Source organism: Halosimplex halobium (assembly GCF_051414055.1).
GTDB lineage: Archaea > Halobacteriota > Halobacteria > Halobacteriales > Haloarculaceae > Halosimplex > Halosimplex halobium.
Genome location: NZ_JBLKNX010000024.1, coordinates 49,791 through 73,440 on the forward strand (window position 1 = coordinate 49,791; position 23,650 = coordinate 73,440).

Sequence of the window (23,650 nt, forward strand, 5' to 3'; positions counted from 1 at the left end):
GTAGAGCGGTGACGCCGCCGGACGCCGGTCACTCCTGCAGTCGCTTGGTCTTCTGGACGAGCGGGTGGTGGGCGTAGTCGACGACCGCGATGTCGTCGATCGAGTGCAGGTCCTCCTTCTCGGCGGTCCTGGCCATCCCCAGGTCGACCGGTTCGGAGAGGACGATGACGTAGGCGTCCATCGATTCGACGCCCAGGCGGGCGGCAGCCTTGACGCGGTGGTGGCCGTCCGCCAGCAGCAGGTCGCCGTCGTTGTCGATGACGACGAGCGGCTCGGCCAGCCCACGGTCGAGTTCGTAGCGCCGCCCCTCCAGTTCGTCGGCGTAGACCTTCGCCTGGGTCGGCGTCAGCTCGGCGAGGGACACCTCGCGGCGCTCCTGTGAGACGGCGACGCCGTGGATGTTCTCGAGCGTCTGCATCAGGTTGTCCACCTTCCCCGGCGTGGCCCGTTCGATCTGCGAACGGATCACGTCGGCGTTGGAGATGATGCCCACGAGGTTGCCCGCGTCGTCGACGACCGGGAGCTTCTGGATGCCCGACCGGAGGATCACCCGGGCCGCGTCGTCGATGTCCATCTCGGGGTGGGCGACCAGCAGGTCGTCGCTCATCACCTTGAAGATGGGCTCGTGGTCGGGCTCCCGGAGGAGGTCCCTGGCGCTGACGAACCCCTCGACGTGGCGGCCGTCGGTGACCGGGAACCCGCTGTGTTCGGTGCTCTCGGCGATCAGCGTCGCCACGTCCTCGACCGTGTCGTCCGGCGAGACGGTGTCGACCTCGCGAGTCATGTAGTCTTTCACCGTCAGCGCGCCCTCCTCGACCATCGGCTACCGATCCGGGTCGGCCACGCAAAAACACACCGGCTCCGCCCCGCCCTCAGCGCTCGTCGTCCCCGGCGCCGTCGGCCGCGTCGTCGCCGTCGCCCGTCTGGTCGCGCCCGGCCGCCCGGTCGCTGGGCCGGTCGCGGTCGCTCGCTTCGTCCCGGCCACCCGGCTCGTCGCGGCCGTCGTCCCCGCTCCCCTCCGGGCCGGCGATCCGCTCGAGCGCCGTCAGTCCGCCGGCCCCTGTGCCGTGGTAGTCGTCGGGGTAGACGCCCGTCAGGACCCGGTGGTCCCGCGAGCCCATGGCGTCGAGGAAGCGGTCGGTGACGATCGCGTCGAGGATCTCCGAGAGGGACTCGTCGTCGGCGTCGATGGCGTCCAGCAGGCCCAGCGAGATCTGCGCGCCCGCCATGTCGGCGTGGCCGCCGGCGCTGCCGATCTGCCCGAAGGCGTCCCGGAGCGTCTCCCCGAGGTCCAGGTCGGTCCCGCGGGCCCGCGCCGAGACGTAGATGGTCCCGTCCAGGATCCCGTAGACGAGCGTCGTCGTCACGTCCTCGAGGTCGAGCAGGCGGTCGGCCGCCTGCGCGAGCGCGTCGCGGTCCGTGAGCTCGCCGACGCCGGACAGCAGCGCCGACCCGTGGCGCTCGCGACCGCTGATCGCCCGCGCGATGGTGTCCAGGGTCTCCGGGCTCATGCTCGGCGACTCGATGCGGTCGAGCGTCCCCGCGTCGGCGCGGGGGACGAGATACGCCGTCGCCTCGAAGTCCGCGACGCTCACCTCCCGGGTGTACTCGTCGGTGTCGACCCGGATGCCGAACAGCAGCCCGGTCGCCACCTCGCGGCTCGGCGTGATGTCGAGTCTGCGGAGGTAGTCGACCAGCAGCGTGCTCGTCGCACCGACCTCGCTGCGCAGGTCGACGAACCGCGCCTCGACGGGGTAGCGCGGCGGGTGGTGGTCGACCACGATGTCGACCGGCGTGTCCTCCGGCAGCCCGTCGTTGACGCCCGGCCGCGAGTGGTCGACCAGCGCGACGCCGCCGTACTCCGACAGGTCCGCGCCCGGTTCGAGCTCGCGCAGGTCGTACTCCAGCAGGTTGACGAACGCGCGGTTCTCCTGGTGGGTGATGCTCCCGAAGTAACACACCTCGGCGTCGACACCCACGGATTCGGCGATCCGCGCGAGCGCCACCGCGCTAGCGATGGCGTCCGGGTCCGGGTTGTCGTGGGCGACGATCGCCAGCTCCCCGTCGATGTCCCGCAGCGTCGCCGTCAGCTTCCGCGTCCGGAGCCCCTCCTCGCCGACCCGGTCGTCCAGCCAGTCGGTCGTCGCCGCCCGCGCGTCGACCAGTTCGTCCGCGGTCGCCGCCAGCGCCGCCCGCTGGTCGTCGGTGACCCCGGTCGGCGCGTACGCCAGCAGGAACGCGTCCGGGTAGACCGCGGCGGCGGCCTCGGCGGCCGCGGCGTTCGTCGCCGGGCGCTCGGTCGCCACGACGACCGTGTCCGGCCGGGGACACGCCCGCAGCGCCGCCTCGTCGGTCGGGTCGCCGACCTCGGCGGCGACGCCCTCCTCGCGCAGCGTCCGGACCGCGTTCTCGTCGCTCGCGAGCACGGTCACCCGTCCCCGCCGCTCGCGCAACTCCCCGACGAGCGACCCCGCCAGCGATCCGGTTCCCAGCACCAGGCGGGCGGTCATGGTTGCCCGTCGGGCGAGTGCGCGTAAAAATCTATCACACTCGTTTCACCCGATGCAAACACCCCCCGACCTCCCCGTCGCGTCCGTGCCCGGGCGGTCGCGCCGTCGTCACTCGACCCCGACGACCGGTCGCCGCTTACTTGAGCCGTTCCTGGAGAAAGGAGGGGTGGGCGGCGGTGACGCCCTCGATGTCCTTGATCGTCGACTCGATCACGTCGCCGACGGCGTCGCCGTCGGGGGCGCGCACCTCGGCCATCAGCATGTGGTCGCCACTGGAGGTGTACAGCTTCTCGATCTCGGGGATCCCCTTCAGCTCGCGGACGGCCTCGACGTAGCGGCCGCTGTCCACGTCCATCCCCACGAGGGCGATCGACTGGCCCGGCAGTTTCTTCGGGTCCACGTCGGCGGAGTAGCCGACGATGACCTCCTCCTCCTCGAGGCGCTGGATGTACTTGCGGACGGTGGGCTTGGACACGTCCACCCGGTCCGCGATCTCGGCGTAGGAGGCCTGGGCGTCCTCCTCCAGCACGGAGAGGATGCGTTCCTCCGTCGATTCGGCGCTCATACACCTTGATTTGCCGCGCCGCGAAAAATATCTTCCGAAACCACAAACGCCTTCCGGACGGGCCGGGAACGGCCGCCAGCGGCCGTACGGACCGGTTACCGGGCGGGACGCACGGTAGGGACCGCGTACCGGTCCCGGCGGCGGTCGCGTGTCGCGTCGCTACGTGTGCTTGTCGATGAGCTGCTCGGCGCAGCGCTCCCACTCGGCGTCCTCGTCGTAGTAGCGCTCGGCGAGCGGCTCCTCGGGCATCTCGCCGGTCGAGCGCTTCTCCTCGCCGTAGGAGGGACGCTCCTCGTCGCGGTAGAAGCGACCGGTCAGCACCTCGCCCTCGTAGAGCTTCGACTCGACCTCGTACATCATCTCGCCGGCCTCCTGCCGGTCGGTCACGTCGAAGTCGTAGTCGTCGGAGTCCTGCACGTCCGTGTACGGGACGTACTGGCGGGCGTCCTTGTTCCAGGTGGGACACTGCGTGAGGAAGTCGATGTGCGCGAAGCCGTCGTGTTCGACGGCCTCGGCGATGATGTCCGCGGCCTGGTTGGGGTTGACCGCCGCCGTCCGGGCGACGTACGACGCGCCCGACGCCAGCGACAGCGAGAGCGGCCGGACGGGGTCCTTGGCCGACCCGCTGGGCTGGGTCTTGGACTTGTGACCCTTCGGGCTCGTCGGCGAGGTCTGGCCCTTGGTGAGGCCGAAGATCTCGTTGTTGAACACGATGTAGGTCATGTCGTGGTTCTCGCGGGCGGTGTGCATGAAGTGGTTCCCGCCGATCCCGTAGCCGTCGCCGTCGCCGCCGGCCGCGACGACCTCGACGCCGGGGTTGGCGAGCTTCGCCGCCCGCGCCACGGGCAGCGACCGCCCGTGGATGGTGTGGAAGCCGTAGCTCTCGAAGTAGCTGTTCAGCTTGCCCGAACAGCCGATGCCCGTACACAGCAGCACCTCGTCGGGGTTCTTCCCGAGCCGGGCCATCGCCTTCTTCAGGGCGTTGTTCACCGCGAAGTCGCCACAGCCCGGACACCACGTGGGCTGGGGCTCGATCCCGGGTGTGAACTCGTCTTCCTCCGCTTCCTCCGGATCGCCGATCGCGCTGAATGCACTCATTGGTTAGTCACCTGCCGCTGGGACGTACTTCATGTTGTTCACGGCCAGTTCCTCGCCGTCGATGCTGGACTCGAAGCCGTCGACGATCTCCGCCGGTTCGAACGGGTTACCGTTGTACTTCAGCAGGCTGGAGAGCTTCGGCCCGAAGCGACCGAGCTCCTTCTGGGTGAGCCCGCGGAACTGCCCGGTCGCGTTCATCTCGACGACGAGACACTCCTCGACGGACTCGAGGAATTCGCTGACCTCCGCTTTGGGGTAGGGCATCAGGTCGCTGACGCCGATGGCCTTGACCGAGTGGCCGGCGTCGTTGAGCCGGTCGACGGCCTCGAAGACCGTCCCCTGGTGGCTCCCCCAGCACATGATCCCGTACTCGGCCTCCTCGGGACCGTGGTGGGTCTGGTTACCCTTCCCGTCGAGCTCCTCGCGGATGGAGTCGAGCTTGGCGAGCCGGCGGTCCATCTGCAGGACGCGGTTGGTGGGGTCCTCGCTGATGTGGCCGGCCTCGTTGTGCTCGTTGCCGGTCGCGAGGAAGCGCCCGCCCTTCTGGCCGGGCACCGAGCGGGGGCTGACGCCCTCCTTGCCGTCCTCGGCGTCGTACTGGAAGCGCTTGAACTTGCCCGCGTGGTGCTCGGCGGCCTCGGCGATCTCCTCCTCGGTGATGACCGAGCCCGGGTCCGCGTCGGGCTCGCGGTCGAAGAAGCTCGCGTCGACGTTGCGCAGCTCGCCCTGGAGCTTCTGGTCGTAGACGAGGATCGCCGGGATCTGGTAGTCGTAGGCCAGCTCGAAGGCGGTCCGGATCTGCTCGTAACACTCCTGCTGGTCGCCCGGCGCCAGCACGACGCGGCTGGAGTCGCCCTGGCTCGTGTAGAGGACGTGTTCGAGGTCGCCCTGTTCGGGCTTGGTCGGCATCCCGGTCGAGGGCCCGGCCCGCATCGCCTCGACGAGCACGACCGGCGTCTCGGACATCTCGGCGAGGCCGAGCGGTTCGCTCATCAGTGCGAACCCGCCGCCCGAGGACCCGGACATGGCCTTGACGCCGGCGTGGCTCGCGCCCAGCGCCAGCGACGCGGCGGCGATCTCGTCCTCGACCTGCTCGGAGATCCCGCCGAACTTCGGCAGGTTCTGCGACATGATCGTGAACACGTCCGTCCACGGGGTCATCGGGTAGCCGGCGATGAACCGACAGCCGGCGTCCAGCGCCCCGTAGGCGATGGCGTCGGAGCCCGAGACCAGCGCCTGCTGCTGGTCGGGCCCCTCGTGGTCGGGCATCGTCAGGTCGTGGGTCTGGTCGAACTCCTGGGCCTGCTCGAACCCGTCCTGGATGACGGCGAGGTTGGCCTCGAGGATGTCGTCGTCCCACATCTCCTCCATGATCCCCTCGTACTCCGAGGTGTCCATGTCGAGCAGCGCCGCGGTGACGCCGATCCCGGCGTTGTTGCGCATGATCTCGCGGCCGTGCTCCTTCGCGATGCCGCGCAGGTCGACCGGGTAGACGTGCCAGCCGTTCTCCTCGGCGCGTTCCTCCAGGTTGATCTCCTCGACCTGCTCGTCGTCGATGAGCCCGGAGTCGTAGACGATGATGCCGCCCTCGCGGAGGTCGTCCAGGTTCTCCGTGAGCGGTTTCAGTTCCTCGTTACCGTAGTAGGCGTCTTCCGAGGGGTTCCGCGCGAAACTGTCACCGAGCGCGAGGAGGAAGTTGTAGCCGTCCCCGCGCGAGGCCGCCCCGTCCGGGGTCGCCCGCACCTCCACGTACGTGTGGCCGCCCCGAATCCGGGACGGATAGTGTCGGTGTGTGAATACGTCGAGCCCCGAGCGCATGAGGGCCTTGGCGAAGTACCGACTGTTGCTGTCGATACCGTCGCCGGAACCACCCGCAATCCGCCATATTAGTTCCTGATCTGTCATGGATACATCCGTCGGCCCCGGTTCGGGTGCCGTGAACGAAACGAGGACTGGACCCGACTAAAGCGTTTTCACTCCGATACCGCTGAATAATCGTGAAGGTTGGGTACGGCCCGTCTCGCGCCTGAACTCGGCCGGGGGTGTCAACGGCATGCACAGCGCGTCTCGCTCGTGTGCCTCGGCATCGTTCTCTATACCCGGAGTTGCGTTCTCTATTCATTGGGGCGGAACACGTACCAGTTTCGTATCAGTTTTTCGGGGGCGGTGTCGACGACCCCGTTCGGGCGCCAAAGGGCGTCGCGGCCCCGACCTCCGTCGTCGAGGTGCTCGGGTGGCTCCGCTGCACGTCCGTTCGTCGGTATCGGCGAAGCGACGACGTGCGTCGAGTCCGCCCCGCGGGACGCGACGACCCCGGCCACCGCGGCGGCGGTCGGGGACGACCGCGGCGCGACCGTCTCGCTCTGTGTCCGAGTCGCGTGACGGGTGGTCCGGGAGGAGTGATGGATCGTTCGGCCCGCCCGCCGATTCGTTCGGTATCGCCCAACGGAGCTACTTCGGCGCCTGGTTGTAGACGAGGTTGCGCTGGATGTCGTTGGCGCCCTCGTAGATGACGGGGACGCGCACGTCGCGGTAGACGCGGGCGATCCGGCGGTCGTGCAGCACCGAGCGGCCGCCGTGCAGTTGCATCGCCTTCTGGGCGCAGTCGTTGGCCGTCTCAGTGGCCTTGAGCTTCGCCATCGCCGCCCAGAAGCCGGCGTCGTCGTTTTCGGCCACCTGGTCGGCGGCCCGCCAGGTCAGCGCGCGCGCGGCCTCGAACTCCGTCCGCATGTCCGCGAGCTTGTGTTGCACCGCTTGAAACTCGTCGACCGAGCGGCCGAACGCCTCGCGGTCGTGGACGAACTCCCAGGCCTCCTCGATGGCCGCCGCGGCCATCCCGATGCCGTGGCCGCCGACCACGACCCGACCGTGGTTGAAGAACTCCGCGAGCATGTAGAAGCCCGCGCCCTCGACGCCGATCAGGTACTCCTCGGGGACCCGGCAGTCCTCCAGCGTGAGGTGGGCCTGCTTCGACGCCCGGAAGGCCATCTTCTCGGGGATGTGTTCGGCCTCGTAGCCGTCGGTGTCGGTCGGGACGACGAACAGCGAGTAGTTACCGTACCGGTTGTCCTCGTCGTCGCCCGTCTTCGCGTAGACGGTCACCCAGTCGGCCTCGACGCCGTTGCCGATCCAGTACTTCTCGCCGTCGAGCACGTACTCGTCGCCGTCTTTCTCGGCGGTGGTGGTCATCCCCGCCAGGTCGCTCCCCGTGTCGGGCTCGGAGACGGCGAGGCCGGTGATCTGCTCGTTCTCGGCGACGGGCCGGAGGAACTCCTCCTTCAGTTCCTCGTCGCCGTGCTCCTCGAGGATCTCGGCGCCGAAACTCGCCAGTTGCAGGGTCAGCGCGATGCCGGCGTCGGCGCGGTAGAACTCCTCGGCGATGGCCAGCACCTGCTGCAGCGAGAACCCCTTGCCGCCGTACTCCTCGCCGATGTCCTGGGCGACGAGCCCGGCGTCCATCCCCGCTTCCAGCACCTCCGTGGGGTACTCGCCGGACTCGAAGTACGCCTGGGCGTTGGGCGCGATGTGCTCGGCGGCGAACTCGCGGGCCTGTCGCTTCACGTCGTGCGCTTCCTCGGGGACCGGCCGGTCGTCCAGCAGTTCCATACCCGCGTCACGGACCGCGAACCCATATACCCCCTGGCACGGCGGGAAACGCGCCGGGAGTTGTCGGGCGGCGCCGGGTCGCTCGCGGCCCGCCGGGACGGACCGACGGCGACGCCGTCCCCCGGAACTTTTGCCGAAGGGCCGAAAACCTCCGGGCGTGACGCCGTCACGTGGTCCCGTCGGCGCCGCCGATCCCTCGATACGGGTGGTCGCGGACGGGTGGCTGACACAGTCGTGGAACCTCGGGGACTGGTTCGGGACGATGTTCAGCGGGCCGCTGGAGGTCCACGCGTTCGTGCTCGGCGCGTTCGTCGGCGGCATCCTCGCGACGGTGTCGACCAGCGGCCGCCCGCGGACGGCGCTGGCGGCGACGCTGGGGGTGTTGCTGTTCACCTTCGGCGCCTTCGAGACGGTGCTGTGCCGGGAGAGCTTCGCCGCCTGCCGGCACGTCCGGTTCAAGCCGTGGTACTTCCTGGCCGGCGTCTTCCTCGCGCAGGTGCTCGGCCTCGGCGTCCTGGGGCGAACGGTCGAGCAGCGGCCCGACCTGCCGACCGAGCGCGTCGCGACGCCGCTCGCCGGCGCGATCGTCGCGGTCCTGCTCGTTGTCGCTGCCACCTCGCTCGTGACCGGCCGGCCCGCCCACCCGATCACCGGCCTCGCGACGGCCGGCGGGCTCGCGGGCTCGGTCCTCGGGTTCGGCGCCTACCAGTGGAGCCGGCCGGACGGCGGAGCGGACCGCTACCGCGCCGCGGTCCGGCGGGTGGTCGGGCGGGAGGTCGAGGCGTCGGTGCTGTTCGTCGCCGCGGGGACCGTCTTCGGGTTCGGCTACCCCCGGCTGTTCTGGGAGCTGGGCCGGGCGGCCGGCCCCGGCGGCTTCCCGTTCGGCCCGATCACCTGGTTCCGGTTCGGCGTCCCCTCGGTCGGGCTGTACGTCCTCCCCGCGGTCGCCGCGACGGTGGGTGCCGCCTGGCTCCGCCAGCGCCGTCGCGACGAGCGCCTCGACGGGGGCGTCGTCGCGGCCGTCGTCCTCGGCTACGCGACCTACGCGACGTGTCTCGTCCTCGCGACCGGGCTGGCGGCGACCCTCTGGTTCCGCGTCGTCCCCCTCTGGTGAGGGCGACCCTGTTCACGACGGCGGCCGGCTGACTGGAGCGAGTCGGACGCCGAGAAACTGCGACCAGACCCCCGGTCACCGGCCAAGAAACGGCGACCAGACCCCCGGTCACCGGCCGAGGAACGCGACGACCCAGTCGACGGCGTTCAGCGCGACCAGCAGCGCACCCTCCGGCCGGGTGAGCGCGCGGCGCGACCACAGCAGGAGCGTCGCGACGACGGAGACGCCGAGCAGCCAGAGCGTCCCGGTGAGCGCCGCCGGGCCGACCGAGATCGGGGTGACGACTCCCGCCACGCCGAGCACCCCGAGCACGTTGAAGATGCAGCTGCCGACGACGTTGCCGGCCGCGAGGTCCGCGCGACCGCGGCGTGCGGCCGCGACCGAGGTGACCAGTTCCGGCGTCGACGTGCCGAGCGCCACCACCGTCGCGCCGATGGCCCACTCGGAGACGCCGAGGTCCGCCGCAGTGCTCACCGCGCCGGTCACCAGGAGGTGCGCGCCCACTATCACCACCGCGAGTCCGCCGAGGAGCCGGGGGGCGTCCGACGGGCGGAACGGCCCCGTATCGACTCCGTGGTCCAGCCCCTCGCCGTCGGTCCGGAGGAGGACGAGCAGATACCCGCCGAGGCCGGCGACCAGCAGCGCCCCCTCGACGCGGGAGACCGTCAGGTCCCACAGTATCGCGACCAGGGCCAATACGGTCCCGACCATCAGGGCGCCGTCGCGGCGCACCAGGGCGGCGTCGACGGGGAGCCGCCGGACCAGCGCCGTCCCGCCGAGGACGACCCCGAGGTTGACGACGTTCGAGCCGACGACGTTGCCGACCGAGATGTCCGCCTCGCCGGTCAGCGCCGCGTCGACGGTGACGGCCAGCTCCGGCGCGGAGGTGCCGAACGAGACCACGGTGAGCCCGACGACGAGCCCGGAGACGCCGAGCCGACCGGCGAGCCGGCTCGCGCCCGCGACGAACTGGCCGGCGCCGACCCACAGTCCGGCGACGCCGACCAGGACGAGCGCGGCGTCGCGCACGAGCGCCGAGAGCATCCGATCGCCGGTTCGGCGGGCTCCGGGATAACGGCGGTGATCAGAGGGTGGCGGCACCGTCCCGGGCGTCGGGCTCGCCCGGAACTGTCGGGAAGCTAAACCTCGATCTGCTGCATGAGCTCGACCAGCTCTTCGAGTTCGGGGAAGGTGTAGACCTTCACGTCGACGTTGGAGTCGGGCGCCTGGACGTGCGAGTCGAACATCAGCGCCATGTCGCTCTCGCGGTCGCCGACGAGGTCGTCGACCATCCCGGACCCGGGGCCGAAAATAAAGGAGGGCGGGCCGATGTCGATGGTGGTGTCGAGGACGTCCGCCCAGCCGTCGATGAACCCGGAGGTCATGATGTTGCCGATCTCCTGAATGGCCGACCGCTCCATGTCGGTGAACCCCCGGGCGTTGGGGTCCGTCTCGCCCATGTCGCCGATCATCCCCCGGGCGAGTTCCTTCGCGCTCCCGGCCTCGAGGAGAAAGAGGATGTGGCCGTGGGGCGGCTCGACCAGCTCGATGCTGATGCCGATCTGCTCGGCGTGGCCGACGTGGGTCTTGATGTCCGGGATGTCGATGAAGTTGATCTTGGTGATCTCCATCTCCGTCTCCATCCCCGTCATCTGGCTGAGGTGGTCCGCGACCGTGTTCCCGCCCTCCTTCGCCATCCTGTTGAACAACCCGAGCTTCCGGATATCTATCTTCAGACTCATCGGTGACCCTGCGAGGTGCCGACGGGTTTCGACCCGACCTACATAAGCGGTCCCCCGCCATTTTCGCGAGCGAGACTCGGGGCGTCACCCGGACGGGTCCGCGCGCAGCGCGCCCGTGCGGACGAGCCAGGTGGACGGCCACCGCACGCCGTAGGCGTCGGCCCCCGCCGGCGGCACCGACCAGTCGTCGGTCGCGACGAACGACTGGTCGAGCCGCTCCGTGATGCCGAGCATCGGCAGGTCGTGGGCGCTGTGCCAGGCCAGGTCCCGGACGAGCGTCGTGGCCTCGTCCGGGTCGTTCGTCGTCTCCAGTTCGTCCAGCTTCGCTCTGGGGTCGACGGTCGTCGTTCCCGACCCGTCGCGGGCGGGCACGGTCCGGCCGCCGCGGGGGAACTCGTGGCCGCCGGCGATGGCGTCGCCCTCGACCTGGTGGCGGCCGGTGAAGTACGGGAACGCACCCCGGCTGGCGCCGGGCGTCCAGTAGAGGGCGCCGACCGCGAACTCCCCGTCGGCGTACGTCCCGTACAGCTCCCCGTAGGGGACTGTCGCGAGGTCGACGTCGAACCCGAAGTCGTTCAGCGCGTCCACGACGGTCTGGCTCGCGGTCGTCCAGTCGCTCCAGCCCCCCGGCGTGTAGTAGTCGACCGACACCGGCGCCCCGTCGCCGTCGACCCACCGGCCGCCCGACCGCTCGTAGCCCGCCGACCGCATGCGGTCCGCGGCGGCCTCGCGCCGGGCGGTCCCGACGCCGTAGTCCGGGTACGACGACCGCTCGGCGCCCAGCCACCGCGCCTGGTCGTCGACGGTGATCCCGCACGGGACGGGCGTCGGGACTTTCGTCCGCGGACCCGACTGCCGGACGACCCGCTCGCGGTTCACCAGGTGCGCCACCGCCTGGCGGACCGCGCGCGTCCCGAAGTGCTCGTCGCCGTGGTTGAAGACGATCCCGTAGCCCCACTTCGACGGGATCCGGACCTCCCGCACCCACTCGGGCAGGTCGGCGACGACGCGGGGCGGCGTGAACCGGTTCGTCACGGCGTCGACCGTCCCGTCGAGCAGCGCCCGGTGGACACGCCGCTGGACCGGGAGATACCTGAGCTCGTAGCTCGTGAACGTCACGCGGTCGGCCAGCGGATGGTCAGCGAACCGCTCCAGCCGGAACCGCCGCGAGTCCGCGCCCGCGAGCCTGAAGGGGCCGTTCCCCAGCGGCTCGCGCTCGCGGAACTCCGTCAGCGAGCCCCCGTCCCCGCCCTCGAACCGCTCGTATCGCCCGGGGTGGGCGTGGATCCGGTCGGTGAGCAACGCGTGTTTCAGGATCCGCGGGTGGGTCTCCTCGGCGAGCGACAGTGCGACGGTCCGCTCGTCCCGGGCCCGAACCGCCGTGACGTACTCCCAGACCGCGTGGTCGACCCGCCGCGAGAGCCGTATCTGGCGGGCCAGGTCCCCGGCCGTCACCGCCCGTCCGTCGTGCCAGACCAGGTCGTCCCGCAGCGTGACGGTCATCTCGGCGTCGGTGACCGCCCAGTCGGTCGCCGCGTACGGGCGGAACTCCCCCGTCCGGTAGTGGTACTTCGCCAGCGGTTCGTAGAGCAACTGCGCGGCCTTCTCGGCGACCCGGTAGCTCGTGAACAGGTTGAACTGCAGGTTCGACGGTGCCCCCCGGCCGGTCACGCCGACCAGCGTCACGTCGTTGGGGTCGTCGACCGGCGTCCCCGTCTCGCTCGGCGTCTCCGCGTCCGTCGGCGTCCCGGTCGGGGGCGGCGTCTCCGTCGGCGTCGCGGTGGTGGTGTCGGTCGGTACCCCCGTCGGCGTCGGACTCGACGTATCGGTCGGCGGCGGCGTCCCCGTCGGCGTCTCGCCGAGCAGGGCGTCGCTACAGCCCCCCAGCAGTGCCGCGATGCCGGTACCGCACAGCGCCAGGACCCGTCGCCGGTTCGGCTCGTCCCCTGTCATCGACCGACGTGACACTCAGGAGATACAAAAAGGCGGCCCTTCCGCCTCAGTGCTCGCGGTGGCTGACCGCCACCCCCTCGCCGAGCGGCAACAGCGCCGTCTCGAAGGCGTCGGCCGCGGCGACGGCGTCGAGGTAGTCCGCGATCCCCTCGGTCATGCCGTCCATCCCCGAGCGGTCCGCGCCGCCCGCCGCACCACCGTCCTCGAAGTACGCTCGCAGGTCGCCGGCGTCGATGGAGCCGCCGGCGACGACGTTGTCCGCGACCACGACCCCGCCGGGCGCGACGTTCTCCCGGACGGCCTCGAACGCCTCGGCGTAGCGCTCCTTCTGGCAGTCGACCAGCACCACGTCGAACGGCCCCTCGTAGTCGTCGACCGTCTCGATGGCGTCGCCGTGTTCGAAGGACGCGCGGTCGGCGAGCCCGCCCCGGCGCATGTACTCGCGGGCCTGGTCGAGTTCGTCCGCGTCGATCTCCGTGAGCACCACCCCGCCGTCGGCGGGGAGTTCGCGGGCGAACCAGTACGCCGAGTAGCCGAAGCCCGACCCGAACTCGAAGACCCGCTCGGCGTCGGTCAGGCGGGCGAGCATCGCCAGCCACCCGCCGACCGCCGGCCCGACGTAGGGAAAGCCCTCCTCGCGGGCCTGTGCGCCCATCTCCTCGATGACTCCGTCGGGTTCGGGACCCAGCGCGGTCGCGTACGATTCGAGGAACTCGGATATCTCGTAGTCGGCCATGGTCGGGGTTCGGCGGCCGCCCGGATAAACGGCGCCGCACCGGCCAGGCGTTCCGGGATCGGGGGTTGTGGTCGGCGCTCCGGCTACCGCGGGCAGCGCGAACGCCACCGCGACGGCAACGGCAAACGGCACCCCGCGCCTGCTTGTAGTGCCAAACAGCGTGAAAGCCCCCGCCGGCTCCGGTCGAGGGGCTTGTTGCGCGTTTCACTCGCTCCGCTCGTTGTAGTGCTTACTGCGCCCGTCTTCCCGGAGCCGGCGGCCCCTTTCATTCCCGCCCGCACAGACTGTCCAGACCAGCTACGCGGGCGGGAGCCGAACGGGTCGGGGCTTTCACGCTGTTCGCGGTAGCTGGGTTCGCGGTGGTCGAGGATGTCGGACCGACGCCCGCAGGGGTATCCACTGCAATCCCCGTCCGTCGAGAGATTCATGCCGGTCCGACCGTAACCTCGAACATGTCAGAGACCCCGCCGGGGCCCAAGGGCGAGCCGCTGTTCGGGAGCAGCCGGCGCTACGCCCGGGACCCCTTCTCGTTCATCTCGGCGCTCGAATCGACCTACGACGACGTGGTCACCTTCGACATGGGGCCGATGGAGACGTACATGGTCACCGACCCCGCGGATATCGAGCGGGTCCTCGTCTCCGAGGCCGACGGTTTCCGCAAGCCGGACTTCCAGAACGACGCGCTGGGCGACCTGCTCGGCGACGGTCTGCTCCTGAGCGAGGGCGACACCTGGGAGCGCCAGCGCGAACTCGCCAACCCCGCGTTCCGCATGTCGCGGCTAATGGGGATGGCCGACCGGGTGGCCGGCCACGCCGAGTCGATGGTCGACGGGTGGGACGCCGGTCAGACCATCGACGCCGAGACGGAGATGGCGCGGGTCACGCTGCGCGTCATCCTCGACCTGATGATGGGCGTCGAGCTCTCGGAGGACCGGATCGACACCGTCCAGGAGCAGCTCGACCCGCTCGGGCGGCGCTTCGAGCCCGACCCGCTCAGGTTCGCGATGCCCGACTGGGTGCCGATGCCCGGCGACGAGGAGTTCGAGTCGGCGGTCGCCGAACTCGACGCGGTGCTCGACGACATCGTCGCGGCGCGCCGGGGCCGGGAAGTCCGCGGCGTCTCGACGGTCGTCGACGCGCCCGCCGACGGCGACGACCCGCCGATGGACTTCCTGTCGGTCCTCCTCCGCGCGCGCGACCGCGGCGATCAGTCCGCGGCGCAACTGCGCGACGAGATGATGACGATGCTGCTGGCCGGTCACGACACCACGGCGCTGACGCTGACCTACACCTGGTTCCTGCTGTCGGAACACCCCGAGGCCGAGCGGCGCGTCCAGGCGGAGGTCGACGAGGTGGTCGGGGCGGACCGCCCCACGATGGACCACGTCCGGGAGTTCGAGTACCTCGAGTGGGTGATCAACGAGGCGATGCGGCTGTACCCGCCCGTCTTCACGATCTTCCGGGAGCCGACCGAGCCCGTGGAACTCGGCGGCTACCGCGTGCCCGCGGGGGCGACCCTGATGCTCCCCCAGTGGGGCGTCCACCGCTCGGCCCGCTACTGGGACGACCCCGAGACGTTCGACCCCGAGCGGTTCAGCCCCGACCGGCGCGCCGACCGCCCGCGCTTCGCCTTCTTCCCGTTCGGTGGCGGTCCGCGCCACTGCATCGGCAAACACCTTTCGCTTTTGGAGGCGAAGCTCATCGTCGCCACGGTCGTCTCCGAGTACGAACTCGACTTCCGGGGGGAGACGCCGCTGGAACTGATGCCCTCGCTGACGATGCACCCCCGCCAGACGATGGAGATGGAACTCGTCGAGCGGTAGCGCCCGCTCCGGCGGCGCTACTCGACGGCCGGCGCGTCGTCGTCGGGACGGCCCGGCAGCTCCAGTTCGATCTCCAGTTCGGGATCGTCGACGCCGTCGAAGTCGACCTCCAGTTCGACGGGTTCGCCGAACGCGAAGGGGAGTTCCCACTCGTCGGTCGCGATCGTCAGCTCGTCGCCGTCCTGCAGCTGTTCGCCCAGGTCGACCAGGAACGCGCCGGCCTCGCTCGCGTCCAGTCGGTAGCTCTGCTCGAAGTCGCGGCCGGTCCTGATGGTCGTCCGCTCGTCGCCCTCGGTCGTTTCGGTGTCGTCGGTCATCGACCGTTCGTTTTAGGCCGTCCGAAAAAAGCCGTGCGATCCCGGTCGGGTGTGTGCGGCAGACGGGACGGGGAGCGGGACCACACCGTGCGGCGACCGTGCGGTCGCCCCACGCGCTCAGAAGTCCCCGGCGACGATGTCGGCGACGCGCTCGCGGTCGAACAGTCGTTCGCCCTCGGGGATCTCGGGGTAGGGGTCGCCGGCGCTGTAGCCCGGCCACTCGCCGAACCGCTCGGGGTAGAGCTGTTTGGCGGTCATCTCCAGCTGGAAGAGGTTCATCAGCGGGCCCTGGACCGGGTTGGCGCTCGGGTAGACGGCGTCGTTCTCGACGGCCGTCAGCCGGCTCCCGACGGGGTGGTCGGCGAGCGTCTCCCGGACCTGCCCCACGTCGTAGTAGGAGGCGATCCCGAACTGGTGGAGGAGCACGTCGGGGTCGACCTCCAGCAGCTCCTCGTAGTCGTAGGTGCTCTGGTAGGTCACGTCGCCGTCGGCGAAGGCGTCGGTCGCCCCCAGCGGCCGGACGTGCGCGTTGGCGAACCCGGGCGTGTTGATCGTCGACGGGTAGAACGTCCCGTCCACGAAGATGACCGCGCCGACCCGCGGGCGCTCGGACTCGGGCGGCAGGTCCGCCCGGATGCGCTCGCGCAGGTCCGCGTGGACCGCGGCCAGCCGCTCGTAGCGCTCGCGCTCCCGGAACACCGCGGCGACTTTCTCGGCGATCTCCCAGAGCGTGTAGTACTCGTAGTCGTCCCGGTAGGCCTCCGGCGGCTGGCCGTGGTTGCGGCTGAAGGCGTTGCCGAACCACGGCGCGATCGTCTCGGCGATCTCCTCGACGTCGGACCGGTTCCACCCGTCGAACGACGCCACCAGCGCCGGGTCGACCAGGTGCAGGTCCGAGTCGAGCTCGTAGAACAGTTCCGTGTCGACGGTGAGGTTGCCCGAGCCGGTGTTGAGCTGGGCGAGGCCCTCGCGGTCGAACGCGACGCCGTCGAGCCGCTCGTAGTAGGCGTCCAGCGTCTTCCCGCCGGCCTCGGCGTCGAACCCCAGCGAGTTCACCGCGTCGCCGTGGCCGTAGGCGACCGCCATGTCCGCGTACAGCAGGCTGTAGACCATCACGTCCGTCGGCACGCTCGCGAACTCGACCTCGCCGACCGGCGCCATCGACACGGTGTAGGGGCCGTCGGGGGTGGCCGTCTCGGTCGCCGTCGGCGCGGCCGATTCCGTCCCCGCGCCCCCGGGCCTCGGGGTCGCCGTCGCGGTCTCCGCGTCCGCCGGCTCGGGCGTCGCGGTCGAGTCGTCGCCGTCGCTCGAACAGCCGGCGAGCAGGCCGCCGCCGATGATCGCCCCGCCGTACGTCAGGTAGTCGCGCCGCGTCGGTGCGTTCGCGCCGTCCGCGTCGTCCGCGTCGTTCACCATGGTTTTAGGCTAGCCAAAACCGGACTTATGGGTTCCGGATCGGAGGCTGACAGGACGATGACACTCACTGCGGTGCGCCGCAGCGCGGACACATGGGCGGGCCCTGGTCCGGCAGGGCGAGCCCGCAGTGGGGGCACTCGCCGTCGGTGTCGGGCGAGCGCATCGCCTCGACCGCCCGCTCGGTCGACGCCCGGAGCGAGTCGAGCGTCCCGAGCGCGGGCTCGTCGGTCGCGCCCTCGCTCGCGGGGTCGTCGGCCGGGGACGCGTCGCCGTCGAGACGGGCCGAGAGCAGCCGGACGCGCTCGGCGACGAACGCCTCGTCGCTGTCGGCCAGTTCGGTGACGCGGTCGGCGGGGAGGGCCGGGTCGGGGCCCGCTCCCGCCGGGCCGGCCAGCGCCTCCGCGGCGCGCCCGCGGACGTACGGGTTCGCGTCGTCGAGCCGCGCGACGAGCGGGTCGGCCGCCGCGGCGAGTCGCGACGGGTGGGCCGAGCCGACCGCCGCCAGCGCCGTGCAGACGTGGAACCGGACGAACTCGCTGTCGTCGTCGAGGTGGTCGGCCAGCCGGTCGACCAGATGGCGGAGCCGGTCGGGGTCGCCCAGCGCCACGAACGCCAGCGCCTTGGCGAGTTTCTCGGTGACCGCCGGTTCGTCGAACGACAGCCCGACCCGCAGGTCCGCGAGCACGTCCGGCGACGCGACCGCCCCGGGACGCTCCAGCGCCACGTAGCCGAGCGCCTCGGCCGCCCGCGCCCGGACGTAGTAGAACTCCGCCTCGTCGGCCAGCCGGTCGGCCAGGGCCTCGACGGCCGGCACCGCGGCCGCGGGTTCGCCGTCGGCGACCGCGACGAACAGTTTCGCGGTCGTCAGCCGGACCGGCCGCTCGTCGTCGGTCAGCAACGGCGTCAGCGCCGTCGCGACCCCGTCGAACAGGGCCGGATCCTCGTCCGCGACCGCCCGGAGTTCCCGGACCGCGTCCTTCCGGGCGTCGGCCGGTGCGGCCGCGAGGTCGTCCACTGCGGACCGGACCGCCCCGGTCTCGCCGCTCTCGATCGCCGCCACCACCCGGTCGGCCGCCGACGAGTCGCCGTCCATTCACGCTCCGTATCGCGGGAGACCCACAAACCGCTTGCGCTCGTTACATCCGACTCCACCCCGCGACCACCGAACGCCGGGTCCACCTCGACCGCGTTTTAGGCTCGGCAAAAAACACCAGGTAGTGATACAGGATTTTGGCGCACCCAAAAAATATCTTCGAATGAGCGCTTTACTACGCCGAATTTAGGTATCCCTAAACACACAGATTTATGATACTTGGGGCCGAAGTGGGTCGTGTATGAGCGCCGAAGGACTCGAACGGCAGACGCGGAACTACCTGAGCAACAACGTACCGCAGATCCAGCAGCACGGCGGGAACTTCGAGGTGCGGGAAGTCGACGAGGCCGCCGGGACGGCGACGGTCGCGATCGGCGGCGCCTGCTCGGGCTGTGGGATCGCGCCGATGACGATGAAGGCCATCGAGGAGCGGCTCCCCGCGAGCGTCGACGGCCTGGAGGACGTGGAGGTCGTCCGCGCCGGCGGGCCGCGGGCCGCCGTCATGCCCACGAAGACCGACGAGATGGAGGACATGGACGAGTACGAGGACTACAGTCCGCCGTTCTGAGGCCGCCCGTCCCCGACCGCCCTACCTGGCCCCCCTCCTGGTCCCCGTATTCGACCGGACCCCCGCTTGACTGTGCCGTGCTCTTGAATTTCGCCTCGATGATACAGGTTCGAGCGCATACCCCCGTCTTCAGGCGGGGGTCAAGCGGACAGTAGTATGAGTCTCCACGGTTCTATCACGGTCTGGATTTCCATCGCTTCCAGTTTTACTTTCACTCCGGATGGCTGAGCCTTATTTACGAACGCCGTTATACGCTGAACAGGCGCAATACCACGGCCTTCAGGCCGTGGATACGCGCCGTCACTTGTGCTCACAGTCCACCGTTCAAACGCCGTCACCGAGTTTCCCATAGTGACGTTTAAGTGATAGGACGCCCTACTGAGGAGTAGGAATCGGTCGGAACGGAGCGGATTCCGAACCGTCCTTCGGAGGTGGCCTGTCCACCCATCTAATGAGACAGTATCCGAAAGAGCGGGCGGTGAACGTCACATCCTCGAAGGGTGTGCCCATGTGCCGACTGCTCAAAGCGAGTCAGACGATACCCCCAAGTCCGGTGACGCTTGCCGGCGTCCCCGTGGCAAAAACAACACCGGGACGCCGTACACGGTCGAGGAGAGGGGTAACGGCGGCTTGGCACCGCCAGCAGTCCACCAGTCCGATACCGTGGGACTACCCGTGCCCGAAAGGGCTTGGAGTCCGGTGACTGGACTGCGAACCTGAAACTCCCACCGCTCGGGATTCCTCCGCGTTCACGCGGAGGAGGATGTCAATCGTTCAACGCTGTAAGCGCATCACATGCCGCTTCATGGATCGATTCCGACTCGTCTTCGTTGTCGGCGATTGTCTGGAGTGTTGTTCTGACCTCCTCGTCATCGAACTCGGCGAGTCCCTCGATCGCGGCTTTCCGGATCGATTCTTTTTCGGAGAAATCGGGGAGTTCAAGCAGTGCCTCACGGACATCCTCGCCACCGATCTGAACCAGTGCGCGAATTGCATGTGGGACGACATCAGGATTGTCCGTCCAGCGCGTCCAAAGCAATCCATCCTTAGCGCGATCGTCGGGATATTCCGCGAGAACACCTGCGGCTTCTGATCTAATCCGACGAGACGAGTGTGAGAGAAGTGCTTTGTATTGTTCAGAGATAGAATTGTTCTCAGTTTGACTGAGGTTCATAATCTCGTCGCGTAGGATACCTTCCTTGATCACGTATCTGGATAGGTCCTCCGAGTTGATATCGTATTGGTATAAAAACATCTGGATAAATTCACTATCCGCATCAAATCGGAAATTTTGGAGTGTACCGTGCTCTTCGTAGTGTTCTACCATAGTTTCGAGACCAATATAATACAACTTCAGCGTCTCATTCACCGCGCATGGTCCCTTATTATCCGACGGATCTGCAATCTCTGCGAGTCTAATGTATTCTTCCGTAGCTTCGAACAGCGCAGTAGCGTATTCCCCTTTGCCCAGAGGGATTCCATCGACGGGCAGTTTGCTATCGGTGGTGATAGATCCAAACTCTGAATGTGGATCCGTTACAGTGGGTGGATCACTACTGGGTTCGATGACTGCATATTTGAATGTAGTACCGTCTACCGGGAAAAAAACGATGTTCCAATCTGTTCCGATATCAATATCTTGATGCTCTCCCTCATAACTTGCCTGATATCCACTCTCAACATAAGCTACAGAATCCGCTACCATCGGAAACAGAGCCTCCAGTCGCCTCAGTAGGAACCCCCAAGCCTGATCGGAATATACCAAGATCTGACCCCTTTTCTCGTCAAACGCTATAGGAATCTTTTCCACAAGCGTTACGGGAATTCTATCACTGTCGCGGATAGATTCCTCCGATGCCGATGTCGCGACTTCTATTTCAACTGTGTCGAAGTTCATGGCGAGTAGCTACTCCATGTGACCCACTTGTTACCATCCCATCTTTGCCACTCTCCTCCTGCCCGTTCACTCCACCGTCGGACCGAATCTCCATGTGACGGGTAAATACTCTGGCCGTGTCCACGGAATTCAATATTAATCACCACTTCTTGAATTCCGTATCGATCGAGCGAATACCTCACTGAGTCACCGATAGTATCTTGTTTCCCGTTCCGTATCGCTTCGTACGCGATCTTTTTAAGCCGTGTTCGGTTGATGTTGCCCGCTTCTGAAGGCATTCTATCTGGTAACTGAACTTCTGGGGCTCCAGTTTTGTCAATCCGCCCCCCGACAGGGAAGAATGTGGTAGTTGCTCTGTTCTTCATGTCATCACCATTCACGTGTCTGTCTATCGCGTGAGTGATATCATCAGCATCAATGAAGACTGGTTTCCCGTCCTCCGCAGGGCTTTCAGCGACGACAACAAGATCGAGGAAGTTGCTCGTCCCTGGAACATCTTGCGAGTCGTACTCTCCAGATTCGTAATTCTGAGCGATCTCTATCAGAGAATCGGCGTCGACCCTGTCGATATATTGTGAACGCCCGTCTAATTTGCCGTGAATTGCGATATTTGCGACCCCACGCTGGTTCTCGCTCTCAAGTTCGAGGAGAACGCTGTACAGTCCCCGGTCATCAATCTGCTGTACCAGTTCTGCAGCGTCTCCGTCAGTAGCTTCGAGGAAGTCAGCGACTTGCTGTGCCGACTGTGCCTGGCCCAGGAGTGCCGCTACGTTGTTGCTCTCCATTTCGGCGAAGAACTCGACGGCCGGTGCGGGCGTTTCCTCGACGACATCCCAGGCCGTCTCTTCCTGATTGAGCGCCTCGATCGTCCGGCGAGCCGCCTCCACGTCGCTCTCACTGACCGAGGGGTCGCTCTCGGCTTCGACCAGTGCGCTTGCGTAGTCATCGTCCTCTAGACCCCCATCGGTCATCACCCGCTTGGTCGTCTCGGAGGCGTCGTCGTGGAGGAACTCCCGTGCCGCGTCGAGTTCGTCCCGACTGTCGATCCCCTCCAGATCCTGCGCGGTCGCTCGCAGGATCGTATCGCCGACGACGACCACGAAGACGAGTTCGGGGTCGTCGACGGGACCAGTGATCCCGATACCGACGTTCGGCTTCACTCCCGAGTCGTCGGATTCGGGCAGGGTGACGCCGATGGCGTTGTCCGGTTCGAGCGCCCGGCCGATATCGTCCAGCGTCACGTCGTCGTCGGTCGCGTCGATGAACTCCCAGCCGCGGCCGGTCTCGATGGCGTTCGACTCGGAGTACTCACCCCGCGGGAGCACGAGGTTGCCGAACTCCGTGCCGTTGTACCGTCTGACAACTTCAGAGAGCGGGACGGAAAACTCACCACTCTCGTCTGCTCCCGGTCGCGAGATGTCGACGACGAGCCTGTTTTCGAGGATGTAGCCGGTCGAGATGAGGAGAACTCCAGCAGTTGACGAAATTGGCTTCGATTGTAGATCGGGCAGCGAGATAAGTTGTCTCCCGAGGCTGTAAGCGGTCTTTGAGACACGACTCGGCCCGGCCTTACGATGGTTAATCAGGTATCTAGCCGACGTTCCATTCTGATCGGTGACGTTCACCCAGTGTCGGTCCGGATACTGATCGGCAAATCCAAGGAACCCACCACTAATGGGTTCGAAATCATAGCCGTAGTAGTCCGGGTACTCGGGGCGTTCTTGGTCGCCCTGTTGGGCCCACGCAACAGTCGAACGAGATGGACGCCAACCAAGTCCTTCGTAGTACGGATTGGCTTCAATCGTATCTTCGGTGACCTTGGAATCGTCGACGATTTTGAGACGACCTTCACGTCGCGTCGTCAGAATGAACTTTACAGTCGGTGGGGTGTCGTCGATCGTCGGTCGCTCGTCGTATGCATCCGTGAGCCCGTCTCCGTCCGTGTCATCAGACATCGGGTCGGTGCCTATCGTCCGTTCCTCCAGGTCGCTCAGCTGGTCGTCGTCGGAATCTATCTCGGTCGGGTCGCTAATGATGGGGAACTGATCACGTTGGACGCTCGTGGCACCGACGTCCCGACCGACCGTCGTCATCGACCGGAACTCCACCGACTCGTGCAACTGGTCGCCGTCGGTGTCGGGACTCAGCGGATCGGTCGTAATCCGCGTGAAGTTCCCGTCGACGGATGTGGGAATACCCTGGAACTCCTGGCGGTCGGGGAAGCCGTCCTGGTCAGAGTCGCGGGTGTCGGCCCGCTGGATCGGACGCGTCGCCAGCGTCCCGGCGATGGCGTAGCGCACGTCGCCGCTGGGGTCGGTGTGGGCCTGGAACTTCTCGGCGTCGTCGGGGATCACGTCGCCGTCGGAGTCCTTCTTGCGTGGGTTCGAGTCGACGTGGACCGACCCGTTGGCATCGTGCGTCGCGTAGCGGTAGGCGCTGCCGCTGCGGTTGATCGTCGGGACGGTCCAGCCTTCGGTCTCGGTGTCGTCGGTCAGCCCGTCGCCGTCCGTGTCGACCTTCGTGGGGTTGCTGTGGATCTGCCAGTTCCCGCCGGTGATCCGCTCTGAGAACGGCTCGCCGTCGGTGTCGTCAGTGACTATTATCTGGACGAGTTCGGTGGAACTGTGACGGGAAACTCGTCTTTCGAGCCGATCATCTCCTGGTTGAGAACCGAACCACCGTCTTCGACTTCGTAATAGCTGACGCTGATACGTTCGTGTGTCCAGAAATTGGGTGAGTTGATTATCACGTAGGTCGGGACTTCGTCTGTCCGGATGGTGACGTTCAATCTAGTATCCTCTCGTAGCGTCCTGAGGTGTTCAGATGCGATCGTGGACCCGTTTGCAGTGAGTAAATAGAGGGTGACGTTTCGGTGAGTGGGCTCAGCAACTTCGGAGTTGGTTACTGCTCCAGTTAGCTCGAATCCAGACTCGGTCGAGTTACTTTCCCCCACAAATACTATTTGGCCGCCGTCGCTCGACGGACACCCGCTCAAGATCGCGAGGCAGACTACGAATGCCAGTCCAATACTCCGGTTCATGACTCTTGATCGTATTCTTCTATCGTCAGTAGCTCTTCGATGCTATAAACGAACGCTCTTGTGAAGCACGTTGTTGATTTTCAGAGCGCGGCGTCGAGAGCGTGTTTGAGCGCTTGGTCGCCTGGTTTTCTGTAGAGTTCACGGCGGAGTTCGAAAGCTCTGAGATACGGCG

The 23,650-nt window shown here is 67.5% G+C and carries 19 protein-coding genes; 3 read left to right on the top strand and 16 right to left on the bottom strand.

Translation table 11 applies throughout. The annotated features are described in order from the left end of the window. Positions 1-28 precede the first annotated feature (28 nt). The 6 genes from ACMGFG_RS21540 to ACMGFG_RS21565 all read right to left on the bottom strand — a co-directional run bounded on the left by ACMGFG_RS21540 (position 29) and on the right by ACMGFG_RS21565 (position 7,779). Complete coding sequence (locus tag ACMGFG_RS21540; protein WP_436932353.1) at positions 29-820, bottom strand: CBS pair associated ParBc domain-containing protein; 792 nt, start codon at positions 818-820, stop codon at positions 29-31. 52 nt (positions 821-872) lie between these two features. Continuing rightward, positions 873-2,510, bottom strand: a complete 1,638-nt coding sequence (locus ACMGFG_RS21545; protein WP_436932354.1) for a DHH family phosphoesterase — start codon at positions 2,508-2,510, stop codon at positions 873-875. Between the two features lie 136 nt (positions 2,511-2,646). After that, complete coding sequence (gene lrpA1, locus ACMGFG_RS21550) at positions 2,647-3,075, bottom strand: HTH-type transcriptional regulator LrpA1 (RefSeq protein ID WP_436932355.1); 429 nt, start codon at positions 3,073-3,075, stop codon at positions 2,647-2,649. 159 nt (positions 3,076-3,234) lie between these two features. After that, positions 3,235-4,173 (bottom strand): thiamine pyrophosphate-dependent enzyme, encoded by a 939-nt coding sequence (locus tag ACMGFG_RS21555; RefSeq protein ID WP_436932356.1) that lies wholly within the window; start codon positions 4,171-4,173, stop codon positions 3,235-3,237. 3 nt (positions 4,174-4,176) lie between these two features. After that, positions 4,177-6,078 (bottom strand): 2-oxoacid:acceptor oxidoreductase subunit alpha, encoded by a 1,902-nt coding sequence (locus ACMGFG_RS21560; protein WP_436932357.1) that lies wholly within the window; start codon positions 6,076-6,078, stop codon positions 4,177-4,179. Positions 6,079-6,624: 546 nt separating this feature from the next. Next, entirely contained in the window at positions 6,625-7,779 is a 1,155-nt protein-coding gene (locus tag ACMGFG_RS21565) for an acyl-CoA dehydrogenase family protein (RefSeq protein WP_436932358.1), read from the bottom strand. Between the two features lie 157 nt (positions 7,780-7,936). Here ACMGFG_RS21565 and ACMGFG_RS21570 point away from each other — a divergent pair, with 157 nt between their 5' ends. Beyond that, complete coding sequence (locus ACMGFG_RS21570; RefSeq protein WP_436932359.1) at positions 7,937-8,893, top strand: hypothetical protein; 957 nt, start codon at positions 7,937-7,939, stop codon at positions 8,891-8,893. 108 nt (positions 8,894-9,001) lie between these two features. On the opposite strand, the gene ACMGFG_RS21575 is transcribed toward ACMGFG_RS21570, so the two are convergent. The 4 genes from ACMGFG_RS21575 to ACMGFG_RS21590 form a co-directional block, all read right to left on the bottom strand. Continuing rightward, complete coding sequence (locus tag ACMGFG_RS21575) at positions 9,002-9,937, bottom strand: calcium/sodium antiporter (RefSeq protein ID WP_436932360.1); 936 nt, start codon at positions 9,935-9,937, stop codon at positions 9,002-9,004. A 95-nt stretch (positions 9,938-10,032) separates the two neighbouring features. Then, complete coding sequence (locus ACMGFG_RS21580; protein WP_436932361.1) at positions 10,033-10,635, bottom strand: chemotaxis protein CheC; 603 nt, start codon at positions 10,633-10,635, stop codon at positions 10,033-10,035. A gap of 84 nt (positions 10,636-10,719) precedes the next feature. Continuing rightward, entirely contained in the window at positions 10,720-12,588 is a 1,869-nt protein-coding gene (locus tag ACMGFG_RS21585; protein WP_436932362.1) for an ABC transporter substrate-binding protein, read from the bottom strand. Positions 12,589-12,634: 46 nt separating this feature from the next. Beyond that, positions 12,635-13,324: an O-methyltransferase gene (locus tag ACMGFG_RS21590; protein WP_436932363.1), complete on the bottom strand. Its 690-nt coding sequence runs from the start codon at positions 13,322-13,324 to the stop codon at positions 12,635-12,637. Between the two features lie 452 nt (positions 13,325-13,776). Between ACMGFG_RS21590 and ACMGFG_RS21595 the strand changes: the two genes are divergently transcribed. After that, positions 13,777-15,147, top strand: a complete 1,371-nt coding sequence (locus tag ACMGFG_RS21595; RefSeq protein WP_436932364.1) for a cytochrome P450 — start codon at positions 13,777-13,779, stop codon at positions 15,145-15,147. Positions 15,148-15,164: 17 nt separating this feature from the next. Here the strand turns inward: ACMGFG_RS21595 and ACMGFG_RS21600 are convergent, their stop codons facing one another. From ACMGFG_RS21600 to ACMGFG_RS21610, 3 genes are all read right to left on the bottom strand, one after another. Beyond that, a complete protein-coding gene (locus ACMGFG_RS21600; protein WP_436932365.1) occupies positions 15,165-15,464 on the bottom strand; it encodes an amphi-Trp domain-containing protein in 300 nt (99 codons plus the stop codon). Positions 15,465-15,581: 117 nt separating this feature from the next. Further along, the gene (locus tag ACMGFG_RS21605; protein WP_436932366.1) at positions 15,582-16,880 is read right to left on the bottom strand and encodes an ABC transporter substrate-binding protein; all 1,299 of its coding nucleotides are present in this window, start codon (positions 16,878-16,880) and stop codon (positions 15,582-15,584) included. Between the two features lie 64 nt (positions 16,881-16,944). Beyond that, complete coding sequence (locus tag ACMGFG_RS21610) at positions 16,945-17,973, bottom strand: HEAT repeat domain-containing protein (protein ID WP_436932367.1); 1,029 nt, start codon at positions 17,971-17,973, stop codon at positions 16,945-16,947. 241 nt (positions 17,974-18,214) lie between these two features. Between ACMGFG_RS21610 and ACMGFG_RS21615 the strand changes: the two genes are divergently transcribed. Continuing rightward, complete coding sequence (locus ACMGFG_RS21615) at positions 18,215-18,541, top strand: NifU family protein (protein ID WP_436932368.1); 327 nt, start codon at positions 18,215-18,217, stop codon at positions 18,539-18,541. A gap of 766 nt (positions 18,542-19,307) precedes the next feature. Here the strand turns inward: ACMGFG_RS21615 and ACMGFG_RS21620 are convergent. The 3 genes from ACMGFG_RS21620 to ACMGFG_RS21630 all read right to left on the bottom strand — a co-directional run bounded on the left by ACMGFG_RS21620 (position 19,308) and on the right by ACMGFG_RS21630 (position 23,478). Then, positions 19,308-20,438 carry a HEAT repeat domain-containing protein gene (locus ACMGFG_RS21620; protein ID WP_436932369.1) on the bottom strand — a complete coding sequence of 377 codons (1,131 nt, stop codon included), beginning with the start codon at positions 20,436-20,438 and terminating at the stop codon, positions 19,308-19,310. Then, positions 20,435-22,792: a hypothetical protein gene (locus ACMGFG_RS21625; RefSeq protein ID WP_436932370.1), complete on the bottom strand. Its 2,358-nt coding sequence runs from the start codon at positions 22,790-22,792 to the stop codon at positions 20,435-20,437. The genes ACMGFG_RS21620 and ACMGFG_RS21625 overlap by 4 nt, the downstream gene beginning before the upstream one ends. Before the next feature lie 245 nt (positions 22,793-23,037). Then, on the bottom strand, positions 23,038-23,478 hold the full coding sequence (locus tag ACMGFG_RS21630; protein ID WP_436932371.1) for a hypothetical protein: 441 nt from the start codon (positions 23,476-23,478) through the stop codon (positions 23,038-23,040). Positions 23,479-23,650 lie beyond the last annotated feature (172 nt).